The organism is Hymenobacter cellulosivorans (assembly GCF_022919135.1).
Classification (GTDB): domain Bacteria; phylum Bacteroidota; class Bacteroidia; order Cytophagales; family Hymenobacteraceae; genus Hymenobacter; species Hymenobacter cellulosivorans.
This window is the reverse complement of record NZ_CP095049.1, coordinates 166,661-185,013: the sequence shown is the minus strand read 5'-3', so window position 1 is coordinate 185,013 and position 18,353 is coordinate 166,661. Positions and strand designations below refer to the sequence as shown.

At 59.2% G+C, this 18,353-nt stretch carries 14 protein-coding genes; 11 read left to right on the top strand and 3 right to left on the bottom strand.

The window, feature by feature from the left end; translation table 11 throughout:
* Positions 1 to 4 precede the first annotated feature (4 nt).
* Positions 5 to 1,207: an anhydro-N-acetylmuramic acid kinase gene (locus tag MUN80_RS00815; RefSeq protein ID WP_244718404.1), complete on the bottom strand. Its 1,203-nt coding sequence runs from the start codon at positions 1,205 to 1,207 to the stop codon at positions 5 to 7.
* A gap of 70 nt (positions 1,208 to 1,277) precedes the next feature.
* Entirely contained in the window at positions 1,278 to 3,140 is a 1,863-nt protein-coding gene (gene hscA, locus MUN80_RS00810) for a Fe-S protein assembly chaperone HscA (protein ID WP_244718401.1), read from the bottom strand.
* Between the two features lie 430 nt (positions 3,141 to 3,570).
* On the opposite strand from hscA, the gene MUN80_RS00805 reads away from it, so the two are divergent.
* From MUN80_RS00805 to MUN80_RS00770, 8 genes are all read left to right on the top strand, one after another.
* Entirely contained in the window at positions 3,571 to 5,637 is a 2,067-nt protein-coding gene (locus MUN80_RS00805; RefSeq protein WP_244718398.1) for a DUF4331 family protein, read from the top strand.
* A 165-nt stretch (positions 5,638 to 5,802) separates the two neighbouring features.
* A complete protein-coding gene (locus MUN80_RS00800; RefSeq protein WP_244718395.1) occupies positions 5,803 to 7,128 on the top strand; it encodes a tetratricopeptide repeat protein in 1,326 nt (441 codons plus the stop codon).
* Between the two features lie 22 nt (positions 7,129 to 7,150).
* Positions 7,151 to 7,834 carry a HupE/UreJ family protein gene (locus tag MUN80_RS00795; protein ID WP_244718393.1) on the top strand — a complete coding sequence of 228 codons (684 nt, stop codon included), beginning with the start codon at positions 7,151 to 7,153 and terminating at the stop codon, positions 7,832 to 7,834.
* A 44-nt stretch (positions 7,835 to 7,878) separates the two neighbouring features.
* The gene (locus MUN80_RS00790) at positions 7,879 to 8,265 is read left to right on the top strand and encodes a hypothetical protein (RefSeq protein ID WP_244718390.1); all 387 of its coding nucleotides are present in this window, start codon (positions 7,879 to 7,881) and stop codon (positions 8,263 to 8,265) included.
* Between the two features lie 123 nt (positions 8,266 to 8,388).
* Positions 8,389 to 8,622 (top strand): hypothetical protein, encoded by a 234-nt coding sequence (locus tag MUN80_RS00785; protein ID WP_244718387.1) that lies wholly within the window; start codon positions 8,389 to 8,391, stop codon positions 8,620 to 8,622.
* 2 nt (positions 8,623 to 8,624) lie between these two features.
* Complete coding sequence (locus MUN80_RS00780; protein WP_244718384.1) at positions 8,625 to 10,991, top strand: TonB-dependent receptor; 2,367 nt, start codon at positions 8,625 to 8,627, stop codon at positions 10,989 to 10,991.
* Between the two features lie 155 nt (positions 10,992 to 11,146).
* Positions 11,147 to 11,947 carry a murein L,D-transpeptidase catalytic domain family protein gene (locus tag MUN80_RS00775; RefSeq protein ID WP_244718381.1) on the top strand — a complete coding sequence of 267 codons (801 nt, stop codon included), beginning with the start codon at positions 11,147 to 11,149 and terminating at the stop codon, positions 11,945 to 11,947.
* A gap of 123 nt (positions 11,948 to 12,070) precedes the next feature.
* Entirely contained in the window at positions 12,071 to 12,562 is a 492-nt protein-coding gene (locus MUN80_RS00770; protein ID WP_244718378.1) for a YciE/YciF ferroxidase family protein, read from the top strand.
* A gap of 75 nt (positions 12,563 to 12,637) precedes the next feature.
* Here MUN80_RS00770 and MUN80_RS00765 read toward each other — a convergent pair whose 3' ends face one another.
* Positions 12,638 to 15,016: an alpha-amylase family glycosyl hydrolase gene (locus tag MUN80_RS00765; RefSeq protein ID WP_244718375.1), complete on the bottom strand. Its 2,379-nt coding sequence runs from the start codon at positions 15,014 to 15,016 to the stop codon at positions 12,638 to 12,640.
* Between the two features lie 485 nt (positions 15,017 to 15,501).
* Between MUN80_RS00765 and MUN80_RS00760 the strand changes: the two genes are divergently transcribed.
* From MUN80_RS00760 to MUN80_RS00750, 3 genes are all read left to right on the top strand, one after another.
* Positions 15,502 to 16,044: a YbhB/YbcL family Raf kinase inhibitor-like protein gene (locus MUN80_RS00760; protein ID WP_244718372.1), complete on the top strand. Its 543-nt coding sequence runs from the start codon at positions 15,502 to 15,504 to the stop codon at positions 16,042 to 16,044.
* Positions 16,045 to 16,392: 348 nt separating this feature from the next.
* Entirely contained in the window at positions 16,393 to 17,265 is an 873-nt protein-coding gene (locus tag MUN80_RS00755) for an SMP-30/gluconolactonase/LRE family protein (protein ID WP_244718370.1), read from the top strand.
* A gap of 143 nt (positions 17,266 to 17,408) precedes the next feature.
* Positions 17,409 to 18,248: a helix-turn-helix domain-containing protein gene (locus MUN80_RS00750; protein WP_244718368.1), complete on the top strand. Its 840-nt coding sequence runs from the start codon at positions 17,409 to 17,411 to the stop codon at positions 18,246 to 18,248.
* Positions 18,249 to 18,353: the final 105 nt, after the last annotated feature.

Genomic DNA, 18,353 nt, shown 5'->3' with positions numbered 1-18,353 from the left:
TAGGCTACTCCGGGAAGGAGATTTTACCGAGTGAAACAGCGGGCACGGCCTGCTCACCCTGCCCAATAGAAAGGGCTTCGCCTACCAGCGTTTCATTGGCCAGAATGGCGAACAGCACGGCTTCTTTGGCGTCGGGGGCAATACCCAAGGCGGCGGTGGTCAAAAACCGGCAGTGAGGCAGGGCTTGGTGCAGCGCCGTCATTAAGGTCGGGTTATGCATGCCGCCGCCACTAGCGTAAATAGTCAGGGCCGGTAGGGCGGGAAAAGCCTGCCGAACGGCCCCGGCAATGCTGCTGGCACTAAAGGCAGTGAGTGTAGCCAGCAAATCAGGTGGGGCCAAGTGAGTGGTAGCAGTGCGCTGCTGTGCCGCGCGCACGTAGGCCGGGCTGAAGAGCTCAGGGCCGGTAGTGCGGGGAATGGCCGCCGCGAAGAATGGGTGGTCGAGCAGGGCGGCCAGCAGCTCGGCATTGGTGTTGCCCTGGGCTGCCAACGCCCCATTCTCGTCATACTGTCGGCCTGGGTACAGCTCCCGCACAAAAGCATCCAACAGAGTATTGCCCGGGCCAGTGTCGGTGCTGAATACGGTGGCAGCATCGAGGCTGCCGGCCAAGTAGGTGAAGTTGGCAATGCCGCCCAGGTTGAGCAGCAGCCGGTCTTCGCCGGGCTGGGAGAAGATAAGGTAGTCGCCGTACACGGCCAGCGGGGCGCCCTGCCCGCCGGCTGCCACGTGCTTCTGCCGAAAGTCGCTCAGGGTGAGAATACCGGTGCGCACGGCCAGGTGGTCCGCGTCGCCGAGCTGCAGGGTGGCATTGGGCCAATCGGGTAAGCCGTGCTGGTGCTGCGGGGCGTGAAACACGGTTTGCCCGTGGCTGGCAATGGCGTCAATGTCGGCCGGCACTACCTGCCACTGCGCCAGGCATTGCAACACCATATCGGCGTGGGTGCTGCCCAGCCAGGCGTGCAGCAGGGTGAGATGTTGCAGCTCAACAGTGTCCTGCGCAAATAAACGCCGAATCTGAACCTGTATAGCTGCCGAATAAGGCACGGTAGCAAAGTGCTCCACTACCACCCGCGTAGCTGGTCCGTGTCCCGAAAACCGGCACAGCGCCACATCCAGCCCGTCCAGCGAAGTGCCCGACATCAACCCAATAATGCGGCGCTCCGGCTTTTGAGCCAAGGCGACGAGGCGGCTAAGGTTGCGGTTCAACGATGATATGATGAATGAGTGAAGCGGATGTCTGATCTACACGGTCAGCCTAGTAACCTAACCCCAGTGCTTATTCACCAATTTTCTTCCCCGTCATGGCCTGCTTGATGGAAATGTTCATCACCCGCTCGGCGAAGGGGCTGGTAAGGCTTTCCAGCTCGTCTACGGCCTTCAGAATCGTGTCTTTGTCGTTGCTGTCGAGGGCTTCACGCAGCACCTGGGTCTGGGCGGCGGTAAGGGTAATTTCTTCCTCAGTCAGGTACTGGGAGTTTTTCTCCACGAAGCGCTCTACCTGATACAGCATTTGCTCGGCCACGGTGCGGGCTTCGATGACCATACGGGCCGCTACGTCTTCGCGAGCATGAGTGAGCGAGTCCATCAGCATCTGCTCCACCTGCTCGTCGGTCAGGCCGTACTGGGGCTTGATTTCTACGGCCTGGCGGGTGTTGGAGCGCAGCTCAATGGCTTCTACTTGCAGGATACCGTCGGCGTTGAGCAGGAAGTTCACGTCGACCTTGGGCAAACCTGCGGGCATGGCCGGAATACCGCGCAGAATGAACTCGGCCAGCTTGCGGTTTTCCTTTACCAAATCCCGCTCACCCTGGTACACCGAGATTTTCAGATTCACCTGCCCGTCGACGGAAGTCGTGTATTGCCGGCCGGCCTTAGTCGGGATTTTCGAGTTGCGCGGAATAATCGGGTCCATCAGCCCGCCCAGGGTTTCGATGCCGAGGGTAAGCGGCGTCACGTCGAGCAGGAGTACGTCGCGGCGGTTGCCGGCCAGAATATCGGCCTGAATAGCCGCACCCAGGGCCACTACTTCATCGGGATTGAGCGAGTTGTTGGCTGGCTGCTGGAAGAAGGCCGAAACCGAGTCGTATACCAGCGGCACCCGGGTAGAGCCGCCCACGAGCAGCACCGCATCGAGCTGCTGGGGCCGCAGCTGGGCATCGGTCAGGGCCTGCCGGCAGGAGGCAATAGTACGCTCCACTAAGGGCCGCACCAGCTCATTAAATTTTTCCTTGGTCAGCGGCAGCGTCGTATCGGCGAAAGTAGCCTCGAAGGAATCGTGGTTGCTCAGGTGACGCTTGGCTTGCTCGGCCAGCAAGCGCAGCTGTTGCTGGGCAATGGGGTTTTGGAACAGCACCGTAGCCAGCTGGTATTCGCCGGTCCAGTGGTCCGAAATAGCCCGGTCCAGGTCGTCGCCGCCGAGGTAGGTGTCGCCGTTGGTGCTCAGCACTTCGAAAATGCCCTGCTGAATGCGCAGAATGCTGATATCAAACGTGCCGCCGCCCAGGTCGTACACGGCCACCGTTTTCTCCTCCTCGGGGCTCAGGCCAATTCCGTAGGCCAAAGCCGCCGCGGTAGGCTCGTTCACGATGCGCAATACTTCCAGGCCCGCCAGGCGGCCGGCGTCACGGGTAGCCTGGCGCTGGGAGTCGTTGAAATAAGCCGGTACAGTAATTACGGCCCGGTTGACGGGCGTTTTGAGGGCGTGCTCGGCCCGGGTCCGCAGCTCTTTCAGAATCTCGGCCGACAGTTCGATAGGGGAGTAGAACCGGTCGGCCACTCGGATTTTGACCAGGCCCTCGGAGTTGTCGTCAATCACCTTGTAGCCCAGTTGGGTGGCGTGCTCGCCCAGGTCGCGGTACGACTTGCCCAGCAGGCGCTTTACCGAGTAAATCGTGTTCTGAGGCTCGGTAAGCAGGTATTCCTTGGCGTCGGTGCCCACAATTGGGTCGGGAGCATCGGTGGGGAAGTGGACTACCGAGGGCACGATAGTACCGCGGCCCTGGTCGTTGATGGCCAGCGGATGACGGCCGTCGGGATGAATGTAAGCCACCAGGCTGTTGGTCGTGCCCAGGTCAATTCCGACGATGATTTCTTCCTGCTGAATGCTCCCGGTAGAGAGGTTGATTGCGACTTTGGCCATGGTGTATGGGGAAGCGCCCGGAGGCGCGAAGTAAGCGTAAGGAACGAGAGTAAAACCAACTGATTTTTCTCTACGATGCAGGGGCAAAAGTAGCGAAGAAATGCCGGTAGGGCAGGATAACAAACGGCGCCGGAAATTGCCCTGAAAAGAAGTTGCACTTTTTTCTAAAATAGTTCCACCTCAGACAATCCAAGCACGAGCGCAGTTGCGTATAGCTCAACAGATGCCCCGCCCCCTAATTCCCACCTTACTGTTAGGCCCGTAGCTCCGGACTAGCTACCGCTTGTTAGCCTCGTGTTGCTGCCCTGAGACTGGGGCGCAGCATTCATTTTCCTGCCGCACTTTTTGTGCTTTTTCTACCCTTTGCCCAGCCTAGCTTTTTGCCTGGCCAGGAATCCTATTTCCTTTTTCCACCTCTTATTCTTTCATCATGAAGAAGACCTTTACCCGTCCGATTCTCCACATGGGATTAGCCGCAACTGCAATTGTTGGCGCCCTGGCCTGGAGTGGACAAAACACCCATCTGGAAGCATCGAGCCACCGTGAAGCCCCGCTTATTGCGGATGACCCACTGGCCGATAACACCGACTTATATGCCTTCCGCGACCCCAACAACGCGGAAATGATCAACATCATTGCCAACTACATTCCGTTGGAACTGCCCCAGGGCGGCCCGATCTACAACACGTTTGGAGAAAATATACGCTACGAAATCCACGTCAAGAACAAGACCACTACTACAGGCGACGACCTGACGTACCGGTTTACCTTCACGCGGACCAACGAAGACCCCGACACGTTCTTCCGGACGCGCCTGGGCAAGGAAAACCAGAAAACGACTTACACGGCTGAGCTCAGCGTGAATGGTGGCGCTTTCACCCCCATCGTTACGGGTGGCGTGGTGCCCCCGCCCAACATCGGCGCCCGTTCTATCGAGGGTGCTGCGGGTTTGAATACGCCCTACAATACGCTCATGACCAACGCCATCCGGACGCTGGCCAACGGCACGAAAGTATTCTGCGGCCCCGTCGACGACCCGTTCTTTGTGGACCTGGGCGGTATTTTCGACCTGGGTGGCGTGCGCCCCACCAGTGCCCGCGACGGTGTAGCCCGCAAGAACACCCACACCATTGCCCTGCAGATCCCGATTTCGGTGCTGCAGAAAGACGGCAAGACCGGCGCTCAGGCCGCCAATATCCTGGACTCGGATTACGTCATCGGTGTGTGGGCTTCGGCCAGCCGTCAGGCTATCCGCACCCTGAACACGGACGGTACCCAGTCGCACTCGGGTAACTACGTGCAGGTGTCGCGCCTGGGCATGCCGCTGACCAACGAAGTCGTAATTCCGATTGGCCAGAAAGATGAGTGGAACGCCGGCAACCCCTACGGTGCCGTGGCTAAGTTCGACGAAAACGCCATGAACCCCGAGTTGGCCCTGTATATGGACGACAGCCGCTTCGGTGGAGCCGTGCCCGGTCTGGGCGCCCTGCGTATTCAGTCCAACTCTTTGCAGGCTTTCGACTTCCGCAACGGCAAAGACGGCCTGGCTAACCTGACGGCCGCCCAGCGCGCCGGTACGGTATTCGCCGACCCCACTTTCGGCCCGTACCTGTTGCGCGCCGGCAAGCCCCGCTCGGTTGATATTCTGCCCATCTTCCACACGGGGGTGCCCAACCTGCCTCCGTATCAGCTGGCTACCGGCAAGCCCCTGCGCAACCCGCTGGCGGCTGGCAAGCCCTTCATCAACAACTTCCTGCCCACGCTGGGCGACATGCTGCGCCTGAACATGGCCGTGCCTGCCACGCCCCGCACTCTGGCCAACGGCGCGCCTAACCCCGAGTTCAGCTCGGAAGGTCTGCTGGCCGCCGCCGTACTGGGTCTGACCGACACACGCTTCAATGGTAGCGCCGCGCTGCAGGCCATTCCAAACATGGATGGTTTCCCCAACGGCCGTCGTCTGGAAGATGATGTGACTCGCATCGAGCTGCAAGCCGTAGGTGGTGTAGTACTGGCCGCTATTGGTCTGTTCTACGACGACTTCTCGGCTACGGCTACCAACCCCGTAACGCCTCAGCTGGGCGGGGTACTCGGCTTCCGGACCGGTGTTGAAGCTAACGACACGACTTTCAAAGCGGCTTTCCCCTACATGCAGACGCCTTGGCGCGGCAGCAAGTCGCAGGCCACAGTTACCTCGCAGCGCGGTGCCGTTGGTATGGGCTTGCAGGTTGAGGCCGTGAAAGTGGCCCAAAACTACCCCAACCCCTTCACCGACAAAACCACGATTCACTACGAAGTGGGCGTGAAAGGGCCATTGTCGATTGTAATTACCGACATGATGGGCCGCCCTGTCAAGACGCTTGTTGACAACAAGGAGCACAAGCCCGGCACGTACGAAATGCCTTGGAAAGTGCAGAACTTGGCCGCCGGCACCTACATTGCCACGGTGAAATCGGGTGAGACGGTGCTGCAGTCCATCAAGCTGGTGCATACCAACTAAGCCATTGCCTGCCGTCGGTGGCAACGGACAGAAACCATTCTGCCGGTTGCCGCTGACAGTAGCCGCTCAGCTAGCCGGACCCGGGTGAGTTCGGCTAGCTTGCTGGTAAATACGGAGCCCGACTTCAGTGTCGGGCTCTTTTTTCCATTCCTAGCCCCTGCTGCTTTGCGCAAATACCTTTACCCTATACTGCTGGTTTGCTTCGGTCTGGCCGTCGCAGCCCTGTTTTTCTTCCGCAAGCCTGAGCCGATTCCCCAACTCAAGGAACGGCACGGCGACCTGGCGCTGGGTGGCGAATGGCTCAACACCAAGAATGCCATTAGCGGGCTGCTGGCCCAACTGCGCGCCAAGCCCGACGACAACAAAGCCAAGCTGCTGCTGGCTCAGGCTTACATGCAGGAAGCTCGCGTCACCGGCGACCATCCCTACTACGATATGGCTGCCATGCAGCTGCTCAACGGCATTCTGCGGACGGAGCCCGAGAACTTCGAGGCGCTGTGCTGCAAAGCCTCGCTCTGCCTGACTCAGCACCACTTCTCCGAAGGTCTGGCCGTGGCTGAGCAAGCCGTGACCCTGAACCCGCACAACGCCTTTGTTTACGGTTTGCTCTGCGACGCCAATGTGGAACTGGGCCGCTACGACGAGGCCGTGAAAATGGCAGACAAAATGAACCAGGTGCGCCCCGATTTGCGCTCCTACTCCCGCGTTTCCTATCTGCGGGAAATCTACGGCGACTATCCGGGCTCTATCGAAGCCATGGATATGGCTGTGAAGGCCGGTTATCCCGGTCTGGAGCAAACGGCCTGGTCGCGCATTACGCTGGGCCACCTCTACGAGAATACCGGCGACCTGAACAACGCTGAGAAGCAGTACCAAATGGCTCTGATTGAGCGGCCGTACTACGCGTATGCCCTGGCAGGCATGGGCCGGGTGGAAAAAGCCCGCAAGAATTATCCGGCCGCCATTGAGTACATGCGCAAGGCCCGGGCTACAGTGAAAGACTACGCCTTTGCCGACGAGCTGACTGACCTCTACCGCCTCAACAACGAGCCCGCCAAAGCCACTCAGATGGCTAAGGAAGCTATTTCGATGCTGGCCGACGACGCCAAGGAAGCCGATGCCAACGAGGAAATGGGCCACTACGCCGACCGGGAGCTGGCCTATGCTTACCTCAAAACCAACGAGCTGGACAAGGCCCTGGAGCACGCCAAAATCGAGTATGAGCGCCGCCCCGACAACATCGACGTGTGCGAGACTCTGGCCTGGGTGCACTACAAGCGCGGCGAGTATCCGCAGGCGCAGAAGCTGATTGACACTGCCCTGCGCACCAAGTCGCGCAACCCCACGCTGCTCTGCCGCGCCGGACTGATTGCCTCCAAAAACGGGCAGGCGGAAAAAGGACAAGCCCTGATCCGCCAGGCCCTGGACACCAACCCGTACCTGAGCTTCGACTTGGCCGATGAGGGCAAGAAGCTGCTGGCCGCCAACTAAGCCTCCTGGGTTTCCTGATTGTATGAAAACGTTGGCTGGGTCTAAAAAGCTGGTTGTCTGCGCGGCGGTGTTGCTGCTGGGCTTATTGTGGCCGCAGTTGGCCGCGGCCCACGTGCTGGACGTGGACGTGAGTAAACTCTCCCGTACCGACATTATCAGCACCTACCTCAAGCTGGGCTACACCCATATTCTGCCCCTCGGCCTCGACCATATCCTGTTCGTGCTGAGCCTGTATTTCCTGGAACCCCGCCTCAAGGCCGTGCTCTGGCAGGCAACGGCCTTCACCGTGGCGCACTCCATTACGCTGGGCATGGCCATGTACGGGCTGATTTCGCCGCCCGCTTCCATCGTCGAGCCTATTATTGCCCTGTCGATTCTGTTTGTGGCCATTGAGAACATCGTGGCCGACCGGCTGAATCCGTGGCGGGTAGCCATTGTCTTCGGTTTCGGTTTGATTCACGGCATGGGCTTCGCCAGCGTGCTGACCGGGCTCGGGCTGCCGCGGGCTATGTTCGTGGAGTCTCTGATTTCCTTCAATGTGGGCGTAGAGCTGGGCCAGGTAACCGTGATTCTGCTGGCCTGGCTGCTGGTGGGCCGCTGGTTTGCCGACAAGCCCTGGTACAAGCAGCGCGTGGTAGTGCCCGTATCGGTACTTATCGGACTGGTAGCCGCTTACTGGACTGTCGAGCGGGTTTTCTTTGCCTGAAGCAGGAATTTACCCTTCGGTATTCACAATTCATAACGACTAAAATGTTGCGTTCCTGGCTCGTGCTGCTGTTGCTCACCAACTACCTGCTGGTAGTGGGGGCTGGCCTCGTGAACCGGCCGCAAGCCCCGCGCTATTCCGCCGCGCACCCCTATACGCACAGCGCCGACTGCCAGCAGAAGCACTACCTCATGGTCGACTGCTTCGACACCTGCAACGGCGACCAGCAGGTGGTGCAAAAGCGCACTGCCAGCCAGAATGCCCAGCATCTGCTGACCATAATGAAGGGAATTGATGCGCATACCCTGGCCGAGACAATCTGCCTGCCGCCCATTTATTCCGTTCATGAACCACACCTGCCCGTGGAATTGCACCAGCCGGTGCCCCCGGGCTTTGCCACGTTGATCTACGCTCCGCCTCGTCGGGGATAAGCCTGGGCGGCCTTTGGCTGCCTCCTGTAGCGCGTCGAAGTACTCCGCGCTTTCTGGTCTTATCCTCGTATTTGCTGCCCTCTATTGGCCTTGGGGCCGGTAGCGGCAGCGTATTGCCGACGTATGAACTCCCTTTCGTCCTTCTCCCGAATTTCCCTGGCTACGGCCACGCCGGGCATGGCTGCCATGTCCTATACTACTGCCTCCGTTACTAGCATCGGTACCCCAGCGGCCAAAGCTGCACTGCCAGTTCAGCAAGTACAGTCGGCTCAACAGCGGGCTGCCCAGGCCGCGCACCGGGCCCAGGCGCTAGCCCGCCGCCGTACGACTATTCCTTCTTCCGCAAAACGGTTTTAAGCATGGAATTTTCGTACTCCGCTCCCCGCGCCGGAACCGTGCGGCGCATCGCCCTGCCGAAGCTTTTAGTAGCTGTCTACAGCCTGCTGATTCTGCTTGTGGCGCTAAGTCAGCCGGCATTGGCCCAAAACACAGGCACCCTGCGCGGCTTTGTCACCGATTCGCTTTCGGGTCAGCGCCTGCCTGGCGTAGGGATTCGCCTCGATGGCCAAACCCAGGGTACGGCTTCCGACGCTACGGGAGCTTTCCGCATTGCTAACCTGCCGGCCGGCACGTACACCGTGCGCACCACGGCTTTGGGCTACCGCGGCCCGGCCACTACCGTAACGCTGGCAGCCGGTGCCATGCAGAGCGTGCAGCTGCGGCTTTCGGCCGTGAGCTTGAGCTTGCAGGAAGTCACCGTGTCGCAACCCCAGGACCCCAACCAGTCGTTGGCCGCCATTTCCCACATCGACCAGGTGCTGCGGCCCGTCAACTCGGCCCAGGACCTGCTGCGGCTGGTACCCGGGCTGTTTATTGCCCAGCACGCGGGTGGGGGCAAGGCTGAGCAGATTTTCCTGCGCGGTTTCGACGCCGACCACGGCACTGATTTCGCCGTCAGCATCGACGGGCTGCCGGTGAACATGGTCAGCCACGCCCATGGCCAGGGCTACGCCGACTTTCACTTCGTCATTCCGGAAACCGTGGAGCAGCTGCGGGTTTATAAAGGTCCATACACGGCCCGGTTCGGAGATTTTGCCACGGCCGGGGCCGGGGAGTTTACCACCAAAACCAGCCTGGAGCGCAGTCAGGCCAAAGTGGAGCTCGGCCAGTTCGACACCCGCCGGGCTCTGGTCATGCTCGATTTGCTGGGGAACAATAAGCGCCATTTGCTGAGCAAAAAGCCGGAAAGCGCCTACGTGGCGGCCGAATACAACTTCACCAATTCCTACTTCGACCAGAAGCAGCACTTCAAGCGCTTCAACGGCCTGGCCAAATACACCGGCCAGCTCACCGACCAAACCTCGCTCACGCTGCTGGGTTCCCACTTTACGTCTAATTGGGACGCCAGCGGGCAAGTACCCGAGCGGGGCGTGGCCGAGGGGCTGATTTCGCGCTACGGCAGCATCGACCCCACCGAGGGCGGCAGCACCAGTCGCACCAATGCCTCGGCGGTGCTCACTACCGGCTTGGCCCACGATGCCGTGCTGCGCCAGCAGGCCTACTACTCGAAGTACGACTTTAGTCTGTATTCCAATTTCACCTTTTTCCTGCAGGACCCCATCAACGGCGACGGAATTCAGCAGGTCGACGACCGGCACCTGTTTGGTTATACTGCTACCTACGACCAGGAAACTCAGCTGGGCAGCCGCCGCCTACACTCGACCCTGGGCATAGGCACCCGCAACGACTTCTCGAACCTGGCCCTGCGCCACACCGTGCGGCGGGAAGTGCTGGATACCGTGACCAACGGCCGCCTGTATGAGCGCAACATCAACGCCTTCCTCGACGAAACCCTGACCCTAACCGACCAGCTCACCGTGAATGCCTCCGTGCGAGCCGACGTGTTTACCTTCGATTTCCGCGGGCAGCTTTACGATACGACGTCCCTGAGTTTGCAGCCGCTGCGGGGCCGCACCACCAAGGCCCGGGTGTCGCCGAAGCTCAATCTTTACTACGAGTTGAACCCGAGCGTGCAGCTGTTCGTGCGCTCCGGCATTGGGTTTCACTCCAACGATGCCCGCGGCGTCATCCGTGGCACCGTCGGCGACAATGTGCTGCCCCGGGCCATTGGCTATGAGGTCGGGAGCACGTTTAAACCCTTGCCCAGCCTGGTTATCAACACGGCGCTCTGGGCCCTGCATCTGCAGGATGAGCTGGTGTATATCGGCGACGCGGGCGAGGTGGAAAGCTCCGGGCCCACCCGCCGCTTCGGCGTGGATCTGGCGGCCCGCTACCAGCTCACGCCTTCTCTATTTGCCGATCTGGACCTGAACTACAACCACGGCCGGCAGGTAGATGCCCCGGCCGGGGCCAACTACATTCCGCTGGCGCCCAGCTTTACCAGCATCGGGGGGTTCACGCTGAAGCGGCCCGGCGGCTTCACGGCCAGCCTGCGCTACCGCTACATCGACGACCGGCCGGCCAACGACGACGGCAGCATTACGGCCCGGGGTTACTTTCTACTCGATGCCGTGGCCAGCTATACTAGCAGCCGGTTTCAGCTGGGCATAACAGTGGAAAATCTGGCTAACGTGGAGTGGAATCAGGCCCAGTTTGCTACCGAAACCCGCCTGCCCAACGAGCCCCTTGGCACGTCGGTGGATGAGTTGCACTTCACGCCCGGCACGCCGTTTTACCTGAAGGGCAACTTCAGCGTCTTCTTCTAGCCGCCCGAACGGCCGGCGGTACCATCGACCAGCCGTTTTGCTGACTTTCTGAAAAAGAAAGCTAATCTTCGGTTATGGCTTTCCCTGCTTTTGGCACTGCGTACCTCTTTTCTTCGGCTTTTAGGCCGTGGCCGCTCCGTCTTGCCGTGGCCGGAATGCTGCTGGCGCAGGCTAGTTGCCAGTCGTCGGGCACGAAAGAGCGCAAAGCCACACTCACGAGCCAGACCATGTGCCAGGCTCCCGTAGTGCCGGCCGTAGCCGCCGTGGCCGCTCCCGATTCGCTGACGCCGGTAGCCCTGCCGCCGCTGCCTGGCTTATCGGATTCGGTGCGGTGGGAAGTGGCAGCTCTGCACCAGGCTTTGGGCCCCGCGGCTGAAAAGCTGCGGCCGACGGTGCTGGAGCGGGCCTGCGTGGGCTACCTCGCGCTGCGGCAAGCCGGCCGGATTCGGCGGCCCGCCGTGCTGGCCGTGGCCGACATGGACCTGCCTTCCACCGAAAAACGCCTCTGGGTGCTGGATTTGGCCAAGAAACGGGTGCTGGAGCATAGCTACGTGGCCCACGGCCGCGGTTCGGGCCACCTGCGGGCCCGGCGCTTCTCCAACCGCATCAAGTCGGCGTGCACGGCCCTGGGCTTCTACCGCACCGCCGACACCTACGGCGGCAAGCACGGCCTTTCGCGCCGTCTGCACGGCCTCGATGCCGGCCAGAACAGCAACGCCCTGGACCGCTACGTGGTGCTACACGGTGCCGATTACGCCGGGCAGGAGTACCTCGATAAGCACCGGCAGCTGGGTTACAGCCGGGGCTGCCCGGCGCTACCACCCGAACAGTACCGCGCCATTATCAAGGCTGTGGGCGAAGGAGCTTGCCTATTTTTGAGCGGGCCCGGGCTGGAGTCGAAGTGGTTGGATGGAGACAAGGCCGCCCGGCAGTTTGCAGCCCGCGGCTGGCGGTAAGGTACCGTTGGGGTAGAGGCTGATTCCATAGTTCAGGTTGAGCTGAGCTGTAGCAACTTCGTGGTTTTTGAGGGCGTACAGAAGGTTTCCATACCAACTGCCACATCCAAACCCCGAAATAGCATGGCCCAGTTAACCGATTTGCACGACCTGCTTTGTCACGAAGTTCAGGCTATGTACAGCGCCGAAAAGCTCATCGTGGCCGGCCTGCCCCGCATGATTGAGAAAGCCCACAACCAAGAGCTCAAGCAAGCCTTCAGCCAGCATTTGGCCGAAACCGAGCAGCAGGTAGAGCGCCTGAAGGAAGTAGCCAAAATGCTGAACATCGACGCCGACGGCGACTCGAACCCCGGCATGAAGGGCATTATTGCCGAAGGAGAGAAGGTAATGGAGAAAAACTCCGAGTCGGAAGTGCTGGACGCGGCCCTGATTTGCGGGGCCCAGAAGATTGAGCATTACGAAATTGCCGGCTACGGCACGGCCGTGTATTTGGCCAAAGAGCTGGGCCTCGAAGCCGTGGCCCGGGTGCTGGACGAAACACTGGAAGAAGAAAAGAACACCAACTCGATTTTGAATCACCTGGCCAAAAACCTGGTGAACCCCATGGCGGAGTAGCTGTTAGTTATTCCCACAAAAAAAGCCTCCCCGCGCATCGGGGAGGCTTTTTTATGCTTAACAGGGAGGTTTCGGTTACTTAATCACCAGCTTCTGAGTCAGACCAAACTCGGCTACCGACAACTGGTAGATACCAGCCGGAATGACTTTGGTTGGTACCAAGTGAAGCTGGTTAGAGCCGCTGTACAGGCGCACGGTTTGCTGGTGTACCAGGCGGCCCGTCACGTCGAACAGGCGCAGGGTAGCGGGCTGCTCGGTGGAAGTTTGCAGTACCAGCTCAATCCGGTCGGCCGTGGTAGGATTGGGGAAAAGCTGCAGCTCAGCTTTGGCCAGCCGCTCGGGGCTGGTAGTGGGAGCTGCCGAAGCCAGTACCGGGCGGGCCGTCATCGAGCCGCTGACCACGGTGGGGGCTGTGTAGGTTGCCTTCACAAAAGCGCGCTGGGCGGGGTTGGCCGTGGAGGCGTTGCGGGCCCGGAGCGTAATCCAGCCGGCAGTGGTGGGCGTGTAGGTGCCAGTCAGGTTGCCGGTACCGGTCTGGCTGCTTACCAGCGTACCGGCGCTGTTGTAAAGGGCCACGGTGAGGCTGCGCGTAGCGTCGGTGGGGAAGAGGGTATAGGTAATGGTTTTGTTGGCGTCGGAATAGATGCGGCCAGCCGTGCGCAACGCCGTGGAGCTGGCCGGCAGTTGCCCACCTTGCTGCAAAGAGCGGGAGTCACTGTCACCCAGGTCGTCGGCCAGTTCCCACTCCTGGGTGGTCGCCATGGCCGCGCGTACGTAGTTGGTTCCAATATTTACCGGGGCCCACACCGAGTAGCCGCGGCGGCCCCCAGCTGCCGTGCCGTTGCAGGGCGGCGTGTTGATGGCTACCGTCTGCGAGCCGCTCACCGTTACCGTCGCCGTACCGTTGGCCCCGGAGTAATCCTTGAGCACGGTGCCAGGCGCGAAATCACACGACACAGTGCTGTTCTGCCAGGCCGAGAAGTTGTCGTTGATGCCGATAATGGCCTTGGTGCTGCGCTCAATCACGAGGTGGTCGGCAGCCTGCCAGCGCACTTTGTAAGCTCCATCCTTGAAACGCAGGTTCTGGTGGCACCAAATCAGGTTTTCCAGGTCGGCTCGCACGGGCAGGTCTACGGCGCTTTTCGGGCTGTGCGAGTAGCGCTTACCGGTATTGCCCACGTTAAACAGGTCCTCGAAGAAAATCTGGGGCGAGCCATCCACGGCCATAGCGGCGGCGTAGGCGGCCGACAAGCGCGGGTCAAACGGGTCAATGTGGGGGGCCAGCTCCGAGCCAGTGTTCCAGCCGGTGTAGTTGCCGCCGGCATCGGTTTGGGGCCGAAAGGTGTCGTGGTTGTTCACAAACGGCACGGTGCGGTGCACGTACTGCCCGTTGATGAGCACCACCCGGGTGCCTTGCTGGTAGCCCGGCAGCGTGCCCATGTCGAAGTTGCCGCCCCCGCTGACGATGTTGTAAATACCGTTGCGCAGCGAAAAGTCGAAGGTGCCGGCCCGGTTCTGCACGTTGCTTACCCAGCTGTCCATCTGGGTGCTGGAGCCTACCCATTCGCCCACGGCGTACATGGTGGCGCCGCCGTTGGCCCAGCCGGCGCTGCTCTGTAGATTATACAGAAAATCCTCCATGGCAAAGTCGGGAAAGTGCTTCACCGCGTCGAGGCGTACCCCGTCGAAGCCTACCTGCTTTTTGTACCACACCAGCCAGTTGCGGGTGTTGTTGCGCATGTAGTCGGCACCCTGGGCGGGGTTGAAGGTGGCGTTGGAGCTCGTGCCATAGGAGCCGTTGTAGTAGCTCACATCAGGCCCGAAGTACACCGCGTTCCAGTCGCCGGAGGTGGAGTTGTTGCCGGGGTTGGGGTTAAAGTTCTGCCAGTTTTTGGAGAATCGGCCGTTGCGGGCCAGGTAGTTGGCGGCCGTTTCGTCGGTGGCGGGCTTGGTATAGCTCACGTACCGGAAGTTCTTGTACTTACCCGTCGTGTAGTCGTCCCAGGCTGCCGGGTCCTGTCCGCCCTGCCCGGAGGCCGAGCCGGCATTATCGACGTGGTTGAGCACAATGTCCTGCACGACCTCAATGCCGTTGGCGTGCAGAATAGCTACGCCGCGCAGCAGCTCGTCCTTGGTGCCGAGGCGGGTCGGCAAAAAGCCTTTCTGGTATTTATCCCCGAGGTCGTAATTGTCGAAAGGGGAGTAGCCGTTGCCCTGGTTGCCATTCTTGATAGAAGGCGGCATCCAGACGGCGTCGATGCCCATGGCCTTAAGGCGCGGGGCCAGATCGGCAATGTAGTTGGCCCAGCCATTGGGGTAGTTAGAGTTCCAGTAATCCCACCAGAAGCCTTGCAGGACGACTTTCTGAGCGCGCACCGGGCTGCCGGTCAGAAACAGAAATAGGGATAGGGCGACCAGCAGCCAACGGCTGGGTCGGAGGGTAGAGTTGAGCATTGGTACTGTGGGAATTGGTTGGAAAAAGGAGCGGGTGAAAAGAATTACTTGCGTAATATTTTTCGATAGTAAGGTAAGAGGTTGTAGAATTAAAACAATATGCAGCCTTGCTTAAAAGATTATGGCCTTCATAGGATTGTATAAAAAGCCATAGAGAATAACGCAACTAACTGCCTAGGATAAGTAGCAACTGTGAAGCAAAACCAGTGTGGATACTGGATGGCACGACTGATCCAGAAATGTGGTGTATCGGTAAGCATACAAGGAGGTTCATGTGCCTGAACAGGAACCTTGGGATCTACGCAAACACGATCTGAGATTAGCAGATTTCTCAGATAACTATTTCCTCCAGAACATGCAGTAGACCGGCAGGAAACAATGGACTTCCTGCGATAGTATTTGGCTTTTTTGCGACAATTTAGCTTGCCAGTGCCCGGTAATTTTGTGCTGTTCTTACTTCTGTTCAACCGCACAAAAACCTACGTATGAAAAATGTTGCAGCCACTTTGGCTACTTCAGCCCTGCTGAGCACTAGTGCTTTTGCCCAAACATTCACCTTGAAAAGCCCCGAACTAGGTGGGCAACTAACCAACAAGCAGTTTTTAAACGGGATGGGCTTTACGGGCGAAAATCAGTCGCCGGCCCTGACCTGGGAGCATGCTCCGGCGGGTACGCAGAGCTTTGCCGTCACCATCTTCGACCTGGATGCGCCTACGGGCAGTGGATTCTGGCACTGGGTTATCTTCAACATCCCCGCTACGGTGACGGAACTGAAGTCGGGAGCCGGCGACCCGAGCAAAAACCTGACCCCGGCGGGTGCTATCCAGAGCAACACCGACTTCGGCCAGCCCGGCTACGTGGGGGCCGCTCCTACGCCCGGCCCGGCTCATCGCTACCTGATTACGGTGCTCGCGTTAAGCAAAAAGTTGGAGTTAGATAAGAATGCTACCCCGGCCTACGTCGCCTTCAACTGTAACAGCATCACCCTGGGCAAGGCCTCGTTGCTGCTGTACGGGCAGCGGAAATAACCACCAGCTAAGGCCACCCAAGAAAGTGTTTGCTTCCTATAGGAAAGCTACATCTACGCGTGGCGAAATAGCCAGGTAGCGTACCCACGGCTGCTTTCTCCTTCTAAAAAAGCAGCCGTGGTTTTTACTTCCTGGGGCGCAAAAGGCTCAGCCAATTTTCTAGCGCCCCAACTTCTAACTTCTTTCTTTTTGAGATTTCTCATGCGCTTCAATCTTCTTCCTGCTCACTTTACGTCTCGGCTGGTTCGCCGTTCCTTCGCCGGTATTCTGCTCGGAGCTTATGGAATCTGTCTGGCTTCCTGTTCCAAGGAGGAGAAGAAGGGTGATCCGGCCCCTTTGCTGCCAGCCATGCTCACCTTTACAGCTCCTGGCCTCTTTCCGGAAGGGGTGCAGTACGATGCAACCAACCAGGCCTTTCTGGTAAGCTCCCTTACTACAGGCAACGTCGGCCGGGTAAAGGACGATAACACCTATAGCCTTCTGGCTGCCGGCCAGGCTACCGGTATTGCCTCTGCCGTCGGCCTGCATCTGGATGAGGCCCGCACCCGGGTCTTGGTAGCCTCTGCCAATGCCGTAACGGGTAACGTAGCCAAGCTCGTGAGCCTTGACCGCGACAAGGGCACCGTTACCTTTACGGCGGATCTGGGAGCCTTACGCCCTAGTGCTTCCGGGCACTTTGCCAACGACATTGCGGTAGATGAGCAAGGCAACGCCTATGTGACCGACAGTTTCGCGCCCGTTATTTATAAGGTAACTGCGCAGGGCGTCGCCTCGGTTTTCCTGGACGACGCTCGTTTGGCAGCTGGTCCAGGAGCCTTTGGGTTGAATGGCCTAGTATTTCGCGCCGATGCGACAGGCGGCTATTTGCTCGTTGCCAAAACCGATGAAGGAGTCCTCTTCAAGGTACCTCTAAGCAACCCAGCGAATTTTACGCTCATTACGGTCCCGGGCGTCGATCTGCGCGGTGCCGATGGCCTATTGCTGCAGAACGATAACACACTGCAAGTCGTGGCTGGCACCCAGAACAAGGTGTATCGGTTGACTACCAGCACCAACTGGGTATCGGCGACGCTATCGGGCACCTTCGCGACGTCGGGTGATGGCCCAACCACGCTGGCCCGGCGCAACGGTGCGGATAGCTACGTATTGTACGCCAACCTCTCGGCTATAATGACTACCCCTCCACCGACGACATATTCGGTGGGTAAAGTATCCTTTTAAGCTTGAGCTTACCCAGCTAAGATCTTTTTAGGAGTATGCCGGCGTAAGTAGGAGCAATAAAAGATAAGCGGCATAAATTGCTCTCTCGCCTGCTGGATTCTAATTCTTCCCCTATGCAACAGGTTTTGCTACCCGATGATATTATGCCCCGTTCTACCGGGGCCCTCCCAGCAACGTATCTGGTTCCCTACACCACGGCGTTGAGCAGCGTGCGAACGAAAGTTACGATGCGCTATCACCTGTTCAGCTTTCTACTGGAAGGAGAGAAGGTAGTAACCTATCCGACGGCTACGAAACGCATAACGCCCGGACAGTTTCTGCTCTTGCCGGCTGGCAATTGCCTGACCAGTGAAAAGCTTAGCGGCCCAGATGATACCTATAGAAGTGTGCTGCTGTTTTTCTCCGACGAGGCCCTCACTGACTTTTTTCATAAGTATCCGGACTTGAGGCCAGGGGAAGGAACCCCGCCGGTAACCCACCCGTTTCAGGTGTTCGAGCCAGACGACTTTTTGACCAACTTTGTCCAGTCGTTAACCCTGTTGCTTAGCGCTGGCCCGGAACTGAGCCTTGGCTTTCAGCACCTCAAGCTCGAAGAGTTACTGCTGTATGTGAGCCGACAGCAGCCCGCCGCCTTGCACCTGCTCCGGGCCAGCATGCGCGAAATAGCCGAAACCCAACGGATACGCGCCGTGGTAGAAGCCGACCTGCCTGTGCCTATCACGGTGGAGGAACTTGCTTTTTTATGCCACATGAGCCTATCGACCTTCAAGCGGCATTTCGCGCGGCTCTACGGTACTCCACCCAATAAGTGGTTAACCCAGCAACGACTGGCCGTGGCGGCGCAGCTGTTGCGGCAGGGTACGCACAAAGCCAGTGACGTGTATGACCAAGCTGGTTACGAGAGTATGTCGAGCTTCATTCATTCTTTCAAGCAGGTGTACGGGCTTACGCCCAAGAAATTTCAAATGCAGCACGCTTCTTAGCCAGAAGTAGTCCATTAGGTCAGCCCCGAGCAGTGGCAATTCCTACCCAAAAGGAGCTAAGAGTTGCCATACTGTACCACCTGAAGGAATCCTCCCAGAGGTATT